The sequence below is a fragment of the Algibacter sp. TI.3.09 genome (genome assembly GCF_038154905.1).
In the GTDB taxonomy this organism is placed as follows: domain Bacteria; phylum Bacteroidota; class Bacteroidia; order Flavobacteriales; family Flavobacteriaceae; genus Algibacter.
The window spans coordinates 1,426,035-1,443,059 of the sequence record NZ_JBAKAN010000001.1; the positions used below are offsets into that span (position 1 = coordinate 1,426,035).

At 33.3% G+C, this 17,025-nt stretch carries 14 protein-coding genes; 12 read left to right on the top strand and 2 right to left on the bottom strand.

What is annotated here, in order from left to right; all coding sequences use genetic code 11:
- Positions 1-88: 88 nt before the first annotated feature.
- The gene (gene ccsA, locus V6246_RS05590; RefSeq protein WP_341559514.1) at positions 89-3,277 is read right to left on the bottom strand and encodes a cytochrome c biogenesis protein; all 3,189 of its coding nucleotides are present in this window, start codon (positions 3,275-3,277) and stop codon (positions 89-91) included.
- Positions 3,278-3,443: 166 nt separating this feature from the next.
- The gene (locus V6246_RS05595; protein WP_341559516.1) at positions 3,444-3,830 is read right to left on the bottom strand and encodes a group III truncated hemoglobin; all 387 of its coding nucleotides are present in this window, start codon (positions 3,828-3,830) and stop codon (positions 3,444-3,446) included.
- A gap of 288 nt (positions 3,831-4,118) precedes the next feature.
- On the opposite strand from V6246_RS05595, the gene V6246_RS05600 reads away from it, so the two are divergent.
- From V6246_RS05600 to V6246_RS05655, 12 genes are all read left to right on the top strand, one after another.
- Positions 4,119-4,889 (top strand): Rossmann-like and DUF2520 domain-containing protein, encoded by a 771-nt coding sequence (locus V6246_RS05600; protein ID WP_341559518.1) that lies wholly within the window; start codon positions 4,119-4,121, stop codon positions 4,887-4,889.
- Positions 4,870-5,400, top strand: coding sequence for a KdsC family phosphatase (locus V6246_RS05605; protein ID WP_159020977.1), 531 nt, complete (start codon positions 4,870-4,872; stop codon positions 5,398-5,400). Before V6246_RS05600 ends, V6246_RS05605 begins: the two co-directional genes overlap by 20 nt.
- 63 nt (positions 5,401-5,463) lie before the next feature.
- Entirely contained in the window at positions 5,464-6,381 is a 918-nt protein-coding gene (locus tag V6246_RS05610) for a geranylgeranylglycerol-phosphate geranylgeranyltransferase (RefSeq protein ID WP_341559520.1), read from the top strand.
- A gap of 102 nt (positions 6,382-6,483) precedes the next feature.
- Positions 6,484-7,080, top strand: coding sequence for a Maf-like protein (locus tag V6246_RS05615; RefSeq protein ID WP_341559522.1), 597 nt, complete (start codon positions 6,484-6,486; stop codon positions 7,078-7,080).
- A 69-nt stretch (positions 7,081-7,149) separates the two neighbouring features.
- The gene (locus V6246_RS05620; protein WP_159020982.1) at positions 7,150-7,695 is read left to right on the top strand and encodes a mechanosensitive ion channel domain-containing protein; all 546 of its coding nucleotides are present in this window, start codon (positions 7,150-7,152) and stop codon (positions 7,693-7,695) included.
- Positions 7,696-7,728: 33 nt separating this feature from the next.
- On the top strand, positions 7,729-8,796 hold the full coding sequence (corA, locus tag V6246_RS05625) for a magnesium/cobalt transporter CorA (RefSeq protein ID WP_341559524.1): 1,068 nt from the start codon (positions 7,729-7,731) through the stop codon (positions 8,794-8,796).
- A gap of 128 nt (positions 8,797-8,924) precedes the next feature.
- On the top strand, positions 8,925-11,450 hold the full coding sequence (locus tag V6246_RS05630) for a PIG-L family deacetylase (protein WP_341559526.1): 2,526 nt from the start codon (positions 8,925-8,927) through the stop codon (positions 11,448-11,450).
- A gap of 116 nt (positions 11,451-11,566) precedes the next feature.
- Positions 11,567-13,279: a sodium:solute symporter gene (locus V6246_RS05635; protein WP_341559528.1), complete on the top strand. Its 1,713-nt coding sequence runs from the start codon at positions 11,567-11,569 to the stop codon at positions 13,277-13,279.
- Positions 13,257-14,243, top strand: coding sequence for a Gfo/Idh/MocA family protein (locus V6246_RS05640; RefSeq protein WP_341559530.1), 987 nt, complete (start codon positions 13,257-13,259; stop codon positions 14,241-14,243). Before V6246_RS05635 ends, V6246_RS05640 begins: the two co-directional genes overlap by 23 nt.
- A gap of 134 nt (positions 14,244-14,377) precedes the next feature.
- On the top strand, positions 14,378-15,001 hold the full coding sequence (locus tag V6246_RS05645; RefSeq protein ID WP_341559532.1) for a toxin-antitoxin system YwqK family antitoxin: 624 nt from the start codon (positions 14,378-14,380) through the stop codon (positions 14,999-15,001).
- Between the two features lie 153 nt (positions 15,002-15,154).
- Complete coding sequence (locus tag V6246_RS05650) at positions 15,155-16,267, top strand: hypothetical protein (RefSeq protein ID WP_341559534.1); 1,113 nt, start codon at positions 15,155-15,157, stop codon at positions 16,265-16,267.
- 141 nt (positions 16,268-16,408) lie between these two features.
- Complete coding sequence (locus tag V6246_RS05655) at positions 16,409-16,885, top strand: SRPBCC family protein (RefSeq protein WP_341559536.1); 477 nt, start codon at positions 16,409-16,411, stop codon at positions 16,883-16,885.
- The last annotated feature ends 140 nt before the right edge of the window (positions 16,886-17,025 follow it).

The following is a 17,025-nucleotide window of genomic DNA, read 5'->3' on the forward strand; positions in this document are numbered from 1 at the left end:
AGCATTAATTTACTTCATAAAAAAGCAGTATTTCATAAGTTATGAAATACTGCTTTTTTTATTGACAAGATTTAAACCCTTGCCTATTCTATTTTTTATAATATTTTACATGCCCACGGTAAGCAAAAACCCCAAGTACAGCTACAATTCCACAAGCAATAAGTATAAACTTAACACTCACAATTTGATCGCCACTAGCGTAGCTATGTAAACCTGCTAAGTAGAAGTTTACACCAAAATACGTCATTAATATACTTGCAAAAGCAATTATTGAGCAAAGGTTAAAAAACCAACGTCCGCGTAATCCTGGCACTAAACGCATGTGTATTACAAACGCATAAATCATGATACTAATAAGCGCCCAAGTTTCTTTTGGATCCCAGCCCCAGTAACGTCCCCAACTTTCGTTGGCCCACATACCTCCTAAAAAGTTTCCTATGGTAAGCATAACCAAACCTACGGTTAAAGCCATTTCGTTTATTACTGTTAACTCCTTAATATTAAGGAGCATTCTTTCTTTATTCTCCTTATTCGTGAAAATTATTAAGAATAACGAAACAACACCTAAAATCATACCTAATGTAAACGGTCCATAACTCGCAACAATTACCGCCACGTGTATCATTAACCAATAACTATTTAAAACCGGTTGTAAATTAGCAATAGCAGGATCCATCCAGTTCCAATGTGCAATCATTAAAATCATTGCAGTTACAAAAGCGGTAGAAGCCATTGTTAAATCACTCTTTCTTCCAAACAGTAATCCAAACAACATAGTAGCCCAGGCTACATAAATCATAGATTCGTAAGCATCACTCCACGGCGCGTGACCAGACAAATACCAACGTACAATTAAACCTGCTGTATGCAGTACAAACAAACCGATAACGATAAACTTGAATACTTTAATTGCCGTGCTTAAACCTTTACTATGCGATTTAAATATTTGAAAAACTAACAAGACAAACATTATTGTACCTGCATACATGTACCAGCTAAATAATTTTTTGAAAATATCGTACTTATTATATAGAACTTCTGTTTTTACTTTTTGATCACTAAGCATTACCGAACCACCATATCTGTGCTGTGTATCTTTAAAAGCCCTTAGAAGTTTTGAAGCTTCAGAGAAATCTCCAGATTTTTTAGCAGCATTTAAAGTATATAAATATGCCAGGAATCCGCTTTTCACAAAATTGTTGTAAAGTGAATCTTTTATAACGGTTGGATCTTCTTTGAATTCGAAATTGGAAATCCATTTGTGGTTATCATCATTTGGAATTGGGAATATTTTTAATGAACGTCCTTCAACTGTATTAAACAATAAGTTTACACGTTGATCGGCTTCTTTAAATTCCTTCTGAAAACCATTTGGTACTTGTGCTTTGTAGGCTTCATCTAAATAAGGCGCTAAAATATATTCTCCCCTTTCGGTGAAAAAATCCGCTAGTGTAGCATATTGCTCATCTAAATCTACACCAATCATATGCCGAATAGAATCGGCTTTTTTAGTTTTTAAGTAAATAATAGGCACATTGTACCATAACTGTGGACTTTCTTGAATAGATAGAAATACTTGGTTAGCATCAAACTCTTCATAAGAGTCATGTTTACTTAATTTTCTAAGCATTTCCGATGCATAAGTATTTACAGGCATCATACGTCCGCTCAAATCCTGAATCACCAAATTACCAAATTCAGAAGCATGTGTTTTAGGAGTAATATTTGCTCTTAAAACAGAATCTATTTGTGTTTTTGTAGGTTTGTTGCTATGGTTATGTCCATCGTTTGCAGAATGTTCTTGAGCAAAACCTTGAAGTCCAAAACATAAAACAACTACAGCTAAAATCTTAGCTTTCTTATCTTTTAATTTTTTGAGTTGTTTCTCTAAATCGCCAAAACGAGAATGCTTAGAAAACAAAATCGCCATCATACCAAAATAAAGCATAAAGTAACCAATATAGGTAATTAACGATCCCCAATAATCATGGTTTACAGAAAGTATAGTTCCCTTTTCATCTGGATCAAAACCCGATTGAAAAAAGCGATACCCATCATGATCCAAAATATTATTCATAAAAATTTTATAATCAAAATCATCACCACGCTCATCTAAAACCGTAACCTCACTAGAATATGCAGAATAACCTCTCTCTGTTCCAGGATAACGTTCGGCCTCAAAATCGTTCAATTTAATAGAAAATGGCAATTCAATTTTTTTAGATCCATATTTAAAAGCGAAATCTAATCCGCCTACTTTAATTTGCTTAAAACTACTGTTTGTGCCTTTACCACCAAGTAAACCCACACTTTTAGTTTCTCCATTGGCAGTTACTTTTAAAACCAAACCATCTTCATCATTTTTAAGGAATTCTGCTTTTTTCACCACATCAAAAACACCTTTTACAACAGGTTTTGGAAATACAATTTGCATGTTACCAATAGAATACCCGGAACGTAAATGTAGCGGCTGTATGCTATCTTTTACAAGTAAACCCTGAGCACGCGTTGCCATGGTCATGTATTCACCATCAAAAGGAGAATTAATAGTTAGGTTATCGTTTTCTAAAGTAATATTTATAGCACCATCGGTTGGCTTATTTAATGCGAATAACACATTGTGCACACTAGATACTTGACCTACTTTTAAGAAATGATTATGCGGTCCACTAGTTCCTGCTTCTACTATTTTTAAATAAGACTCTCCGTTTTCGTTGGGAATAATATCTTCTTCTGCTCCAACAATAAATTTATCTAATTTAATATTTATAGGTTGTTTGTTGTATTCTGTATTTAAATTGAAATCGTTTTCTAAACGCCCAGAAAAATCTACTTCTGTTTCTAAAACACGACGTTGCGCTACACCATCTACTAGAAAATCACCATCTACATAAGTGGTTATATATGTTTTTTGAGAAAGAAACGAATTTTCTGTGTCACCTTCGCGAATAGCCATCATACCTTCAAAACTTGCATAACGCGTAATAAATGCGCCTATAAGTATAAAAATAAATGCTAAGTGAAGAATGAACGTTGCCCACTTTTCTTTTTTGTACAATCTAAAACGAACTATATTACCTAAAAAGTTAATCACGAAAAACACCATAATACCTTCAAACCACCATGTATTGTAAATTAAATTACGTGAGTATGGCGTTGGAGACATATCTTGTCCGGCATCTAAAAATGTACCGGTTGCCATGGCCGCCGCAAAAGCAATAAATAAAACTGAAGTTAAACGTGTTGAGAAAAGAATGTTGGCTAGTTTTTTTTGCATGATAAAGGCCTTTTTAAGGTCGTGCAAATTTAAGGATTTAAGTTTATTCTTAAGTGTTAAAACTGTTATAAAATATTGGAATAAAGTAGGTAGAAACCCACTAAAATTATATCACTGAATTTTATGATGATTTAGATGAAATTTGAAAGCTAAAAAATATGAATCACTACCCCATTCTAGCTTCAAATATTTTTAGATATAAAAATGAGCCCATTTTACGCGCCTTAAATTTGGCGTTTTGAGCAAAATCGCCTTCAAAAAGTTCATCAATGGTTTCTAGCCATAGGTTTAACCAAAGTCCGAAATGCTGCTCTGTGATTGTGTTTTTATTATCGGCATCTACTTTAATATGCGTTTCTAAAGGGTTGCCTGTGTATTTTGTTTTTAAAAACAGACTGGCTTCCCAGAAGGTTGTTAAACGCTCTAGGTGCGCATCCCAATCTTTTATAACATCGTTAAAAAAAGGCGCTAACACCTCGTCTTTCCTTACTTTTACGTAAAAAGATGACACCAATAAGTAAACATCGTCGCGGGTTTCTAGGTCTTTTTTCATAATTCAAATTTAAGATTTATTTTAATACTTATCTGTTCTCAATAGGCGACTACATCAATATGAATACTTTTTATTCTTTAACAGCAAACCGTGTTACTAAAGTATATTGGAAAGCTGTTTTTTGATAAAAACCCAAGACTTGGCGGATAAGGCGTGAGGGATTGAACGGCCTGTTTGAGCTCCCCGACCTTAGAAGGGAGCGAGTAGTGATAGCCCGACCCTTGGGGCACGCGCAAATTATTTTGATTTATTAATTTGAAATTGGTAATTGCTTAGTATTTTTGCAAGATGATTTCAGTAGTAATTTTAGGAGCTGGCAATGTAGCTAGCCATTTGTATAGAGGTTTTCGTGAGGCAGATAATGTAACTGTTTCTCAATGGTATAACAGGAGTTTAGATTCGATTTCCGAGCATAGCAACGAGGTTGATATTACGGACGATTTATCGAATTTAAAGGTTGCCGATGTGTATATTTTGGCGGTTAGTGATGATGCTATTGCAGAATTATCGGAACAACTTCCGTTTGAAGATCGTGTGGTTGTGCATACTTCTGGAGGTATTGGGGTTTACGATTTAGATAAAAAACACAGACGTGGCGTACTCTACCCGTTACAAAGTTTTACAAAAGGGGCAGAACTCGATTTTGCAAATGTGCCGATGTGTATTGAAACTATTTATAAGGATAGTTTCCCGATGTTAAAGGAATTAGCCTTAAGTTTAGGTGGCCCAATACAAAAGGTAAATAGCGACCAAAGGCGCGTGTTGCATTTGGCTGCGGTTTTTGTTAATAATTTTACGAATCAGTTATATAGAATTGGTCATGAAATTACGGAGAGTGAAGGTGCCGAGTTTGATATTTTAAAGCCGTTGATTTTAGAAACCGCTAAAAAAATTGAGCATTTATCGCCTTTTAGAGCACAAACTGGCCCGGCAAAACGTCACGACAAAAAAACGATTAAAAAACATTTAAGAATATTGGATAACAATATTGAGCATAAAAAGATTTATGAATTGCTTACAGCATCAATACAGAAAACACATGGAAGAAAAAAGCTATAAAGAGTATTTGGAACATATTACCACCTTTGTTTTTGATGTAGATGGTGTACTTACCGATGGTACGGTTTCGGTTTTAACCAACGGTGAAATGTTAAGAACCATGAACGTAAAAGATGGCTATGCTATTAGATCGGCTGTGGATAAGGGTTATAACTTATGCATTATTTCTGGCGGAAAAAATGATGGCGTTCGTATACGTTTGGAAGGTTTAGGTATTAAGGATATTTATCTGGGGGCGAAAAATAAAATTGAGCAACTAGACGACTACCTAACAGCTAATGATATTAAATCGGAAAACGTGCTTTATATGGGTGACGATATTCCTGATTACCCTGTAATGAAAGGTATTGGCCTGCCTTGCTGTCCGCAAGATGCTGTTCCGGAAATTAAGAGTATTTCTAAATATATTTCGCATAAAAAAGGCGGAAAAGGCGCCGTACGTGATGTTATTGAGCAGGTTTTGAAAGTACAAGGAAAATGGAGCGGTTTTTATAGCGCACAGTTTGACTAATTTGTAAATTTCATTATCCGACCTCGCAGTTTTACTTTTTTAATTATTCATTTTATTTGATAAATGCTTAACGTCTTAAATCTTATTCGATGGAAGAATTTATTAATGATTGCCTTAACGCAATTATTAGTTAAGTATGCGCTTCTAGAACCTTTTGGGGTTGCTATTAGTTTGGATGGTATTGGCATTTCTCTTTTAATTTTTGCTACTATTTGTATTGCCGCCGCAGGAAATATTATTAATGATATTTACGATGTTGAAACCGATTTTGTAAATAAGCCGCATAAACTTATTGTTGGCAATTCTATCTCCGAAAAAACGGCTTACAACCTCTTTATTATTTTCAACTTTATAGGTGTTGGCGTTGGTTTTTACTTATCTCACGCTGTTGGTAAAAGTGCTTTTTTCTCCCTTTTTGTTATTATTTCGGCTTTGCTATACGTTTATGCTACTTATTTAAAACGGACGCTTTTAATAGGTAACATTGTAATTTCTATTCTTGTTGGTTTAAGTGTTTTAATTGTTGGCATTTTTGAACTACTACCCGCACTTACTTTAGAGAACAGAGACATTCAACTTACATTTTTTAAAATTATTTTTGATTATGCCGTGTTTGCATTTCTACTCAATTTAATACGAGAAATAGCTAAAGATGTTGAAGATATTGATGGTGACTATAAAGCAGGCATGCACACCTTACCTATTGCTATTGGTAGAGATAGAACGGGTAATGTTTTGTTTGTGCTATCGTTAATTCCCGTTTTAATTCTTATTTATTACATTGTAAATTCACTATATAAAGACATGCTTTCTGCGGGTTACTTTGTCTTCTTTATTGTGGGCCCGCTAATTTTTATAAGTATTAAATTGTTTAGTGCTAAATCGAAAAAAGACTATCACTTAATAAGTAGTTTAATAAAATTGGTGATGTTTTTTGGCGTACTTTCCTTGTTAATTTACTATTTTAACTTGAAAAATTAAACGATTCCTAATACTTTTGGAAGACGCTTGTAAAACCGTAAATAAATAGGTTTTATTAACTACTGATATACCTCAGTTGTTCACGCTGAAACTTTTAAACATATGCTTAAAGAGAAACTTAAAAATTACAATATTATTCTAGCTTCAGGGTCGCCACGTAGGCAGCAATTTTTTAAAGATCTTGGTTTAGATTTTGAAATAAGGCTAAAGCCAGTTAAAGAAGAATACCCAAATAGATTAACGCATTTTGAAATAAGCGATTATTTAGCACAATTAAAGGCGATACCCTTTAAAGATGAATTGCAACCAAATGATATTTTAATAACCAGCGACACCATAGTTTGGCATAACAACAAAGCTTTAGGCAAACCAACGGATGCAACTGATGCGTTCCAAATTTTGAAATCTTTGAGTAATGCCACGCACGAGGTAATTACATCGGTTTGTTTTACATCAAAAACAACATCTAAAACACTTTACTCCGTTACTAAAGTAAGTTTTAAAGAATTTACAGACGAAGAGATTCTGTATTACATAAAAACAGCTAAACCTTTTGATAAAGCAGGTGCTTACGGTATTCAGGAATGGATTGGACAAGTTGGTGTTACCAAGCTCGAAGGTTCTTATTTTAACGTTATGGGCTTACCAACGCATTTGGTGTATCAAACCTTAAACAAGCTTGCCGAGCAACCCGTTTAAAAATAAATATAAACCCGCCTTGCTTTGCTTTCTAGTGTATATTTGCAGCAAATTTTAAAACCTTAAAACATGCAGTTTTTTGAAACGTTTAAAAATGAATTAATAAACACAGCTATTGTGCTTGTTGTTTTGTTAATCATTAGATCCTTAATCCATTTTGTTATTACCAAAATTGGACACACAAGTGGTATAAACGATGCTAGAATACGCTTAATTAGACGTTACATCACCGTAACCTTATTTTTAATCGCCATTTTAATAGAATCCCTAATATTTGGAGTTGAAGTACGTGATTTAGCGGTTGTTTTCTCTTCTGTTTTTGCGGTTATCGGTATTGCATTATTTGCTATTTGGTCTATTTTAAGTAACATTACTTCTGGTATTATTATGTTTTTCAACTTCCCTTATAAAGTGGGTGATAAAATTGAAATTCATGATAAAGATTTCCCTATAAAAGCCATTATTGAAGACATTAGAGCCTTTCAAATTCATTTAAGATTAGACAACGGAAACTTAGTAACCTACCCTAACAACTTAATGCTACAAAAGGCCGTTACCTTAATACAAAAAGATGCTATAGACGAGACTGTTGATGATGGTGTTGATGCTATTTAAATTATTTATATCTTTATCTAAATACAATTTTTAATGGCTAAGACGAGAAAACATAACTACAAGAAAAAAGCAGGACAAGTACCGGGAACAGCCATTTATACAGGTTCAAAATCTTCAGAAAAACTCTTTATTGAAGTTTTCGATTATAATGAAACTCAATTTACAGAAAAACATTTAACCGATGTATCGGAAACCTTTCAGTTCAAAGGCAGTGATTCTATTACTTGGGTAAACCTAAATGGACTTAACCATGTTAAGGAAATTGAAAAATTAGCTAAACATTTCGATTTCCACCCTTTAGTTTTAGAAGATATTGTAAACATCTCGCAACGTCCAAAAATTGATGAATACGAAGATTATTTCTTCGTTGTTTTAAAGATGTTGTATTATGATAAAGATGAAAAAATAATATCGGAACAAGTCAGTTTTATTTTAGGCAAAAACCATGTTCTATCTTTTCAAGAATCTGAAGGTGATGTTTTTGATGCCGTTAGAGAACGTATTAGAACAGCAAAAGGACGCGTTAGAACCATGGATTCTGATTATTTACTCTATGTTTTAATAGATGCTGTAGTCGATTATTATTTTAATATTATTGAGATATTAGGTGATAAAATTGAAGATTTTGAAACTGATATTTTTAACGGAAATGCCACAGATGACGTCAGTCAGAACATCCAAAATTTAAAACGTGAAATACTAAAAGTACGCCGCGCTATTTTTCCGCTTCGCGATGTTATAAGCCGTATCGAAAAAAGTGACAATGCACTAATTTCTAAACAAACGCTTAACTATTATCGTGATGTTTACGACCATCTTATTCAAGTCTCAGAAAACATAGATATTTATCGGGAAATGATTTGGAGTTTAATGGATATGTACATGACCACCATTAGTAATAAAATGAATGAAGTGATGAAAGTGCTTACCATTATGGCTTCCATTTTTATTCCTTTAACCTTTATTGCTGGTATTTATGGTATGAATTTCGACTATATTCCGGAACTGCATTATCAGCATTCTTATTTTGTGCTTTGGGGTGTAATGATTATTATTTTTATAGGAATGATTATTTATTTTAAGAGGAAAAAGTGGTTGTAAACCTTCAAAATACGTCCAAAAACTAAACAGGCTTCCTAACATAAAAACATAAAGTTAAAGAAACATTAAAACCAACTTAAACCCTTTCAATCTTTGCTATATTTGATGCTTAGCTAACTACCTTTTTTATGCAAAGCACGAAGTATTATTTTATATTACTAGTTTTTACTGTTTCATTTTTACAAGCACAAAAACCCAAAACACCAACATCTACCGAGATTTACGAATCTATTGAAAAACTTAATTTTTTAGGTTCGGTATTGTATGTTGCCGCTCATCCCGATGATGAAAACACCAGATTAATTTCATACATGTCCAACGAAGTTAAAGCCCGTACAGCCTACCTATCTTTAACACGTGGTGATGGCGGACAAAACCTTATTGGCCCAGAAATAAGAGAACTATTAGGTGTTATTAGAACTCAAGAATTACTAGCTGCAAGACGTGTAGATGGTGGCGAACAATTTTTCTCTAGAGCTAACGATTTTGGTTACTCTAAACATCCCGATGAAACTTTAGAGATCTGGAATAAAGACCAAGTTTTAAGCGATGTAGTTTTAGCCATTCGCCAGTTTAAACCCGATGTTATTATTAACAGGTTCGACCATAGAACTCCAGGCAGCACACATGGTCACCACACCAGTTCTGCCATTTTAAGTTTAGAAGCTTTTGATTTAGCAAACAATAATACGGCTTATCCAAACCAATTAAAACAAACCGATTTATGGCAACCAAAACGCCTATTTTACAATACGAGTTGGTGGGCATATGGTAGCGAAGAAAAATTTAATGCTGTCGATAAAAGCAACATGCTAACTTTTGATATTGGTGTGTACTATCCGTTAAAAGGCTTATCGAATAACGAGGTTGCGGCACAAGCTAGAAGTCAGCATTTATGTCAAGGTTTTGGTCGTGTGTTAGATCGTGGATCGCAAAACGAATACATTGAATTTTTAAAAGGTGATCCTCTAGGTGAAAACAAAGATATTTTTGAAGGTATTGACACCTCATGGAATCGTGTAAAAGGCGGAAAAGCTATTGGAGATATTTTATATGAAGTGGAGGATAATTTCAATTTTAAAGAGCCGTCCCAGCATCTTCCGCAATTAATTGAAGCCTATAAATTACTTCAAAACATAGAAAACGAACACTGGAAAACTCAAAAAACAAAAGCGTTAAAGTCGATTATATCGATGTGTGCTGGTTTATATTTAGAAGCATCGGCAGAAACACCGTGGGCAACTCAAAACGAAACCGTAACCTTAGATCTTGAAGTTTTAAACCGAAGCAATCAAAATATTAGACTGGAAAGCTTTAAAAATGCCAATAGTGTAAATATTTCTAAACATATTGAATTAACAGAAAACACCAAATTCAACTTCAAAGAAACCTTTAAAGTTGGTAGCCATCAAACACCTACTACACCTTATTGGTTAACTAAAAAAGGAACTTTAGGCATGTATCAAGTAGACGATACAAGTTTAATTGGTTTACCCGAAACACCTAGAATTTACCAAGTAGATTTTAATCTTCTTATAAATAATACACCTATTACGTTCACTAAAAATGTTGTTTATCGTTTTTCTAAACCAGAAAAAGGTGAATTGTATCGTCCGTTTGAAATTATCCCAGAAGTATCTGCTAAAATCACCGAAAAGGTTATTATTTTAAATTCTGATGCACAGCACGATATTTCCGTTGTAGTAAAAGCTGGCCGAAATGACTTAGAAGGATCTGTAGAAATTTGTCATCCAAAAGACTGGAGCATATTTCCTAAAAGCCAAAAAATTTCAATTAAAAATAAAGGCGAAGAGCAAACCTTGGTTTTCACTGTAATTCCTCCTAAAAACCAAAGCGAAGGTACTATAAGCCCTATAGTTCACATTGGCGCTAAAGATTACACCAAAGAACTAATTGAAATTGATTACGACCATATTCCCTTCCAAACGGTTTTACTACCAAGCGAAAGCAAAATTGTACGTTTAGATATTAAAAAGAAGGGTAAAAATATTGCCTACATACAAGGTGCTGGCGATGTAGTTCCAGAAAGTTTACAACAAATAGGATATCACGTTCGTATTTTAAAACCAGACGAAATTAATGCCGAAACCCTAAGTAATTTTGATGCTGTTGTGGTAGGCATTAGAGCTTATAACACGGTTGAAGAATTAAAATTTAAGCAAGATTTATTGTTCGATTTTGTCGCTCAAGGCGGAAATATGATTGTACAGTACAACACCAATCATCGCTTAAAAGTTGATAATTTAGCACCTTTTGATATTACACTTTCTCGTGATAGAGTTACAGATGAAACAGCTGAAGTTACATTTTTAAACCCTGAACATCCCGTTTTAAATTACCCTAATAAAATTACACAACACGATTTTGAAGGTTGGACGCAAGAACGTGGTTTATATTTCCCAAGTAATTGGGCACCTACCTTTACTCCTATTTTATCTATGCATGATAAAGGTGAAACCGATAAAAAAGGAAGTTTACTTGTTGCAAAACATGGTAATGGCTACTTTATTTATACTGGTTTAAGCTTTTTTAGAGAATTCCCTGCCGGTGTTTCTGGTGCTTATAGACTGTTTGCAAACATGCTTTCTATTGGTAAAGAAGATTTAAAACAAGAAGCAAAACTAAACGATTAATTATGGAAGAAAATCAACCCAAAAAACCAGTTTGGCTAAAATTATATTCTGTGGTTTTAATTGCCAACGCCATCTATTTTATTCTGTTTTATTTAATTACAAAAGCCTTTTAATTTATGGAAACTTTAAATTGGATCGATTGGGCCGTACTTTGCTTTACACTAATAGCCATAGTAGCTTACGGAACATACCAAACACGAGGCAGCCGTAATGTACAAGATTATTTAAAAGGTGGAAACACCTCTAAATGGTGGACTATTGGCTTATCAGTTATGGCTACACAAGCTAGTGCCATCACCTTTTTATCAACACCAGGGCAGGCCTTTAATGATGGTATGGGCTTTGTTCAATTTTACTTTGGCTTACCAATAGCCATGGTAGTTATTTGTATGGTTTTTATACCCTTATACCATAGATTAAAAGTATATACAGCATACGAATTTCTCGAAAATAGATTCGATTTAAAAACGAGAACCTTAACAGCAATTCTATTTTTAATTCAGCGTGGTTTAGCAGCCGGAATCACCATTTTTGCTCCTGCTATTATACTTTCTGTTGTTCTTAAATGGGATTTACTCACCCTAAATATTGTTATTGGCTTACTCGTTATTATCTACACCGTTTCTGGTGGTACACGCGCGGTAAACGTTACGCAAAAACATCAAATGGTTATTATTTTTGTTGGTATGTTGGTAGCTTTCTTTTTAATCGTGAGCAAACTACCGCAAGACATTACTTTTAGCAAAGCGCTTGATATTGCTGGAGCTAGCGGAAAAATGGAAGTTTTAGATTTTTCATTCAACTTAAATAATCGTTATACATTTTGGAGTGGTATTATTGGTGGTACATTTTTAATGTTATCTTATTTTGGTACCGACCAAAGCCAAGTACAGCGCTACCTTTCGGGCAAATCGGTTAAAGAAATGCAATTGGGTTTAATTTTTAACGGACTTTTAAAAATACCAATGCAATTCTTTATATTATTTGTGGGTATAATGGTTTTTGTGTTTTATCAATTTAATGAAGCACCTGTAAACTTTAACCCAACCGCTACGGAGGTTGTGTTACAATCTAAATATGCCGATGAATACAAAACGCTTCAGGCAGAACAAACAGCTATTTTTAACGATAAGCAAAACATTATTAAATCGTTCTTAAACTCTGATAATCCAGATGCTTCAAAATACATTGCATTAGCAAATGAAGCCAATGATGAACTAAGAAAAGAAGCCAGAGATTTAATTGATAAAGCTTCGGAAAGTGAAAACATAAAAATAGAAAGCAATGATAAAGATTATGTGTTTATCCATTTCATTCTAAATAATTTACCTCGTGGATTAATCGGTTTACTTTTAGCCGTTATTCTAAGTGCAGCCATGTCTAGTACCGCAAGTGAATTAAACGCTTTAGGCTCTACCACTACCATAGATTTATACAAACGAAATACTAGCGAAAAAACCGAAGAAGAGATGGTAAAAGCATCTCGCTGGTTTACTTTTGCTTGGGGAATAATAGCTATAGGCGTAGCTTGTGTTGCAAATTTGGCCGAAAACTTAATTCAGTTGGTAAACATTATTGGTTCTATATTTTATGGTAATGTTCTTGGTGTTTTTCTTCTAGCATTTTTCTTTAAATTTGTAAAAGGTAATGCCGTATTTATTGGCGCATTATTAACACAAGTTATTGTTATTGCACTATATCTATTAGATTTAAACGACGTGATTAACCTACCATTTCTATGGCTAAATTTTGTGGGTTGTGCTATTGTAATTTCAATTTCATGTATCATCCAAATACTTATTCCAAATGACAAATCAATCAGAAGTTAAAACTATAAACTGGGGCATTATTGGCTTAGGAAATATTGCTAATAAATTCGCATCAGATTTATTAACCATTCCAAATACCAAACTTTATGCTGTAGCTTCACGTTCACAGGAAAAAGCAGATTTATTTGCTGATAAATATGATGCTACTCACGCTTATAACAGCTACGAAGCCTTAGTGAAAGACAAAAACATTGATGCCGTATACATAGCAACACCGCATGCTTTACATAAAGAAAACACCTTATTATGCCTAGAACATGGCATAGCCGTTTTATGTGAAAAACCATTTGCTATGGATGCCAATGAAGTTAGCATGATGATAGCGAAAGCCAAAGAAAAAAATGTGTTGCTCATGGAAGCACTTTGGACGTACTTTTTACCACATTATCAATTTGTTTTAAAGGAACTGAAAAATGAAACTTACGGCAAGCTTCTAAAAATGGAAGCCGATTTTGGGTTTCATCGTGATTTTGATACTTCGTCTAGATTGTTCAACAAATCTTTAGGTGGTGGAAGTTTATTAGATATTGGTATTTACCCAATTTTTGCAGCATTGTCTACTCTAGGGCTTCCGAAAGATATGCAAGCCGATGCTACTTTTTTTGAAAATGGAGCCGATTCTACGTGCAGCATGACCTTTACTTACCCCAATGGTGAAACTGCTAAGCTAAAAAGTACACTTTTAGAACCTACTCCAACCGAGGCTGTTTTTTATTGTGAACACGCAACCATCAAAATAAATACCATGTTCCACATGCCAACTACAGTAACTGTAATTGCTAACGGGGAAGAAAAAACTTTAGATTTTGGTTATAAAACTATTGGCTATAACTACGAGGCTATTCATTTTAATGAATTAATACGTGCAGGTAAAACAGAAAGTGATGTTATGACTTTCGAGTTTAGTGAAAAACTTATAACTACTTTAGATACCGTTAGAAAACTTATTAAGCTAGAATATTAAAAGCATATTTTCTTTAATAAATTATAAATCTGTCCGATAAGTTCGTAATTAACTTATCGGACATTTTTGTTATATTTAAAATCTGTAATAAAATATGAATATAGGGTTATACTTATGTTGGCACACATATGAGAATGAAAACACAACTGACATATATATTAGCATTCATTGTAATGATCACAGCTCCTTGCAACGGACAATCAACCAAAGAAGATAAGATAATTGGGAATTGGGAGTTAATTGATAATAGCCAGAAAATTATTATTTACTTCCAGAAAGATGGAACAGTTGATTTTGACCAAAACGGACAACAGTTCAAGGCTAACTACAAATTCTCTTCCGAGAAAACGTTATTACTTGGCTCAACATTATATAATATCCTGACATTATCTAACAATGATTTAGTAATTGAGACTACAGGTTTTATGCCTAATAAATTCTACTATCAAAAAACTGACAAGACAATCAAATCTATCAAGGAATACGAAACGGTTTCCGAAACATATCCGAATGAACAAAAAAAGCAAGAAGGGAAACTACATAATGGTTTCATGGACGGAAAATGGTTGGAGTGGTATGAAAACGGACAACTAAAAAGCAGAAGATATTTCAAAGACGCAAACCCAATCGGATTGTGGAATTTTTGGTTTGAAAGTGGGCAGAAAAAAGAAGAAAAAGAATTTGATAGCCAATCTCAACTTCTAAATTTAAAACGTTGGGACGAAAACGGGAATATAAAACAAGAAATAAAAAACTAAAAAACGTGTGCTAACACCGTGTAAAAATAATTGCTTGGTTCTCGCCTACTCGGAAAATCCTGCGGATTTCCCTCTGGTTCGTTCCATTTTTAGTAAGTTAGTGGTTTAACCACGCAACTATTCTTACACAACACGTTAGCAATAACCTCAAAAATGAAAGAGATTAACTATTGTATAGAAATATTGAATTTATTTGAGAATGATGAATATTCCAATTTGTTCGTTCTTAAAGAAATTACTAGTCGGAATTATTCTGAATTGGTTATCCATTTAGACAAAATCAAACTTGAGGATAACACTATTATAGAAAAAGAAATATATGGTAGTGGCTATATTGGATATTTCGATAATACTTGGTATCAAAATAAGTATAAGAAATATATCGATTTATTACAACAAAACATTGCAGAAGGAGAAGAGCATAGAAGATATGGATATTATTTTCTAGATTATATACATAGACTAAAACAGCTTTTTATCAATGAAAAATTAGATGAAAAACAGATGTTAGAAGTGATTCTGAAGGTTGATAGTGATATTGGTCAAAAACATCTGTTCATTAGTTTACTTGAATATATGAAAGAGCTTGAAAAATGGAGTGATATGGAGTATTATATAGAACAGATGCCTGTATATAAGGTCAATTCATATCGTAAAAAGGATGAACCAACTAGTGCCTTTGGATATCAAATTCGTATTTATGAATATATAAACAATGTTGACCTAAATAAATTTAAAACCTTTTATAAAAAGTGTCTTCCAGCTAAACATAAAACTGAAGCCAATTTTATAAAATCAGATTTTATATCTAATTATAGCAAACAAAAAGGGCTTGAAGCGGCAATGGAACTTACGGAAAAAACACCTTTTAAAAACTATGAAATAACAGCCTTAAAACCACTAGTCGATATTTTAAGTTACCCTGAAATGCTTACTCTTATAGAAAAACACGAAGAAGTATTAAATAAGCAAAAAAGTGCTATAAAGGAAAAGTTGTTGGTTGGTACCTTAAAAGCAGAATTCAACAAAGGGAATTATAACGAAAGTTATTTCTTAGAAGTTTATAATTTGATTCAAAAGATGGACAGAAAGGAACGCTGGGGTGATTTTAAATTAAAAGATTCTTTATTTTTCGATTTAGGTGAGTCTACTAAAAACTTGGAATTAATTATTAATTGTAGAAAACAAATTAAACACAACTTATTAAAAAAAGAACTGAAATATTGGGAATTAGAGAATAAAAAGGCAATCGTTAACAATGTATGAAAATTATAAGGGTTACGAGCTAGACCAAAAATTATTACATGTCCATAAAGTTCGGTAAAATTTTAAATTGAGCCAAGTCCTAAGCCGAAAGTAAGTACGTTTTTAATCCCTTCCTTTTCTTATACTAACCACTCCTCCAAAATGCCAAAAATCAAACTTCAAACAAAGATAAAAGCTACTAGGAACATAGTATTTGATCTCTCGCGAAGTATCGATTTACACAAAATTTCAACGGAACACACAAACGAAGAAGCCATCGCAGGAAAAACGAGTGGATTAATCGGAATGGACGAAAGCGTAACGTGGAGAGCAAAACACTTTGGTATTTATCAAAACTTGACTTCCAAAATCACCGAATACAACCGACCAAAAAACTTTACAGACCAAATGGTAAAAGGGGCTTTTAAAGAGTTTAAACACGAACATCACTTTGAGGAATTGAATGATGAGACTTTAATGACAGACCTTTTTTATTACAAATCTCCTTTTGGAATGTTAGGTAAAATAGCTGATAAGTTGTTTCTCAAAAAATATATGATTGAATTACTCACTGAACGAAATCGCATTGTAAAGCAGTTTGCGGAATCTGAAAGGTGGAAAGAAATAATATCTAAATAAATCATGCAAGTAATAATATTAGGTTTAGTAATTAATCAAAAATTTGGCTAATTTCCGTACAAAAAACCGTTCTTCACTTCTCTACCCCCTTTAACAAACACCTTCCACACATTCTTTACTTTCATTATTTGAACAACCTA

Excerpts from the sequence above, each read along its gene's own strand:
- V6246_RS05620 (WP_159020982.1), top strand. The coding sequence starts at position 7,150 with ATGCAGTTTTTTGAAACGTTTAAAAATGAATTAATAAACACAGCTATT.
- V6246_RS05610 (WP_341559520.1), top strand. The coding sequence starts at position 5,464 with ATGCTTAACGTCTTAAATCTTATTCGATGGAAGAATTTATTAATGATT.
- V6246_RS05655 (WP_341559536.1), top strand. The coding sequence starts at position 16,409 with ATGCCAAAAATCAAACTTCAAACAAAGATAAAAGCTACTAGGAACATA.
- V6246_RS05600 (WP_341559518.1), top strand. The coding sequence starts at position 4,119 with ATGATTTCAGTAGTAATTTTAGGAGCTGGCAATGTAGCTAGCCATTTG.
- V6246_RS05645 (WP_341559532.1), top strand. The coding sequence starts at position 14,378 with ATGAAAACACAACTGACATATATATTAGCATTCATTGTAATGATCACA.
- V6246_RS05650 (WP_341559534.1), top strand. The coding sequence starts at position 15,155 with ATGAAAGAGATTAACTATTGTATAGAAATATTGAATTTATTTGAGAAT.
- V6246_RS05615 (WP_341559522.1), top strand. The coding sequence starts at position 6,484 with ATGCTTAAAGAGAAACTTAAAAATTACAATATTATTCTAGCTTCAGGG.
- V6246_RS05630 (WP_341559526.1), top strand. The coding sequence starts at position 8,925 with ATGCAAAGCACGAAGTATTATTTTATATTACTAGTTTTTACTGTTTCA.
- corA (WP_341559524.1), top strand. The coding sequence starts at position 7,729 with ATGGCTAAGACGAGAAAACATAACTACAAGAAAAAAGCAGGACAAGTA.
- V6246_RS05635 (WP_341559528.1), top strand. The coding sequence starts at position 11,567 with ATGGAAACTTTAAATTGGATCGATTGGGCCGTACTTTGCTTTACACTA.
- V6246_RS05640 (WP_341559530.1), top strand. The coding sequence starts at position 13,257 with ATGACAAATCAATCAGAAGTTAAAACTATAAACTGGGGCATTATTGGC.
- ccsA (WP_341559514.1), bottom strand. The coding sequence starts at position 3,277 with ATGCAAAAAAAACTAGCCAACATTCTTTTCTCAACACGTTTAACTTCA.
- V6246_RS05595 (WP_341559516.1), bottom strand. The coding sequence starts at position 3,830 with ATGAAAAAAGACCTAGAAACCCGCGACGATGTTTACTTATTGGTGTCA.
- V6246_RS05605 (WP_159020977.1), top strand. The coding sequence starts at position 4,870 with ATGGAAGAAAAAAGCTATAAAGAGTATTTGGAACATATTACCACCTTT.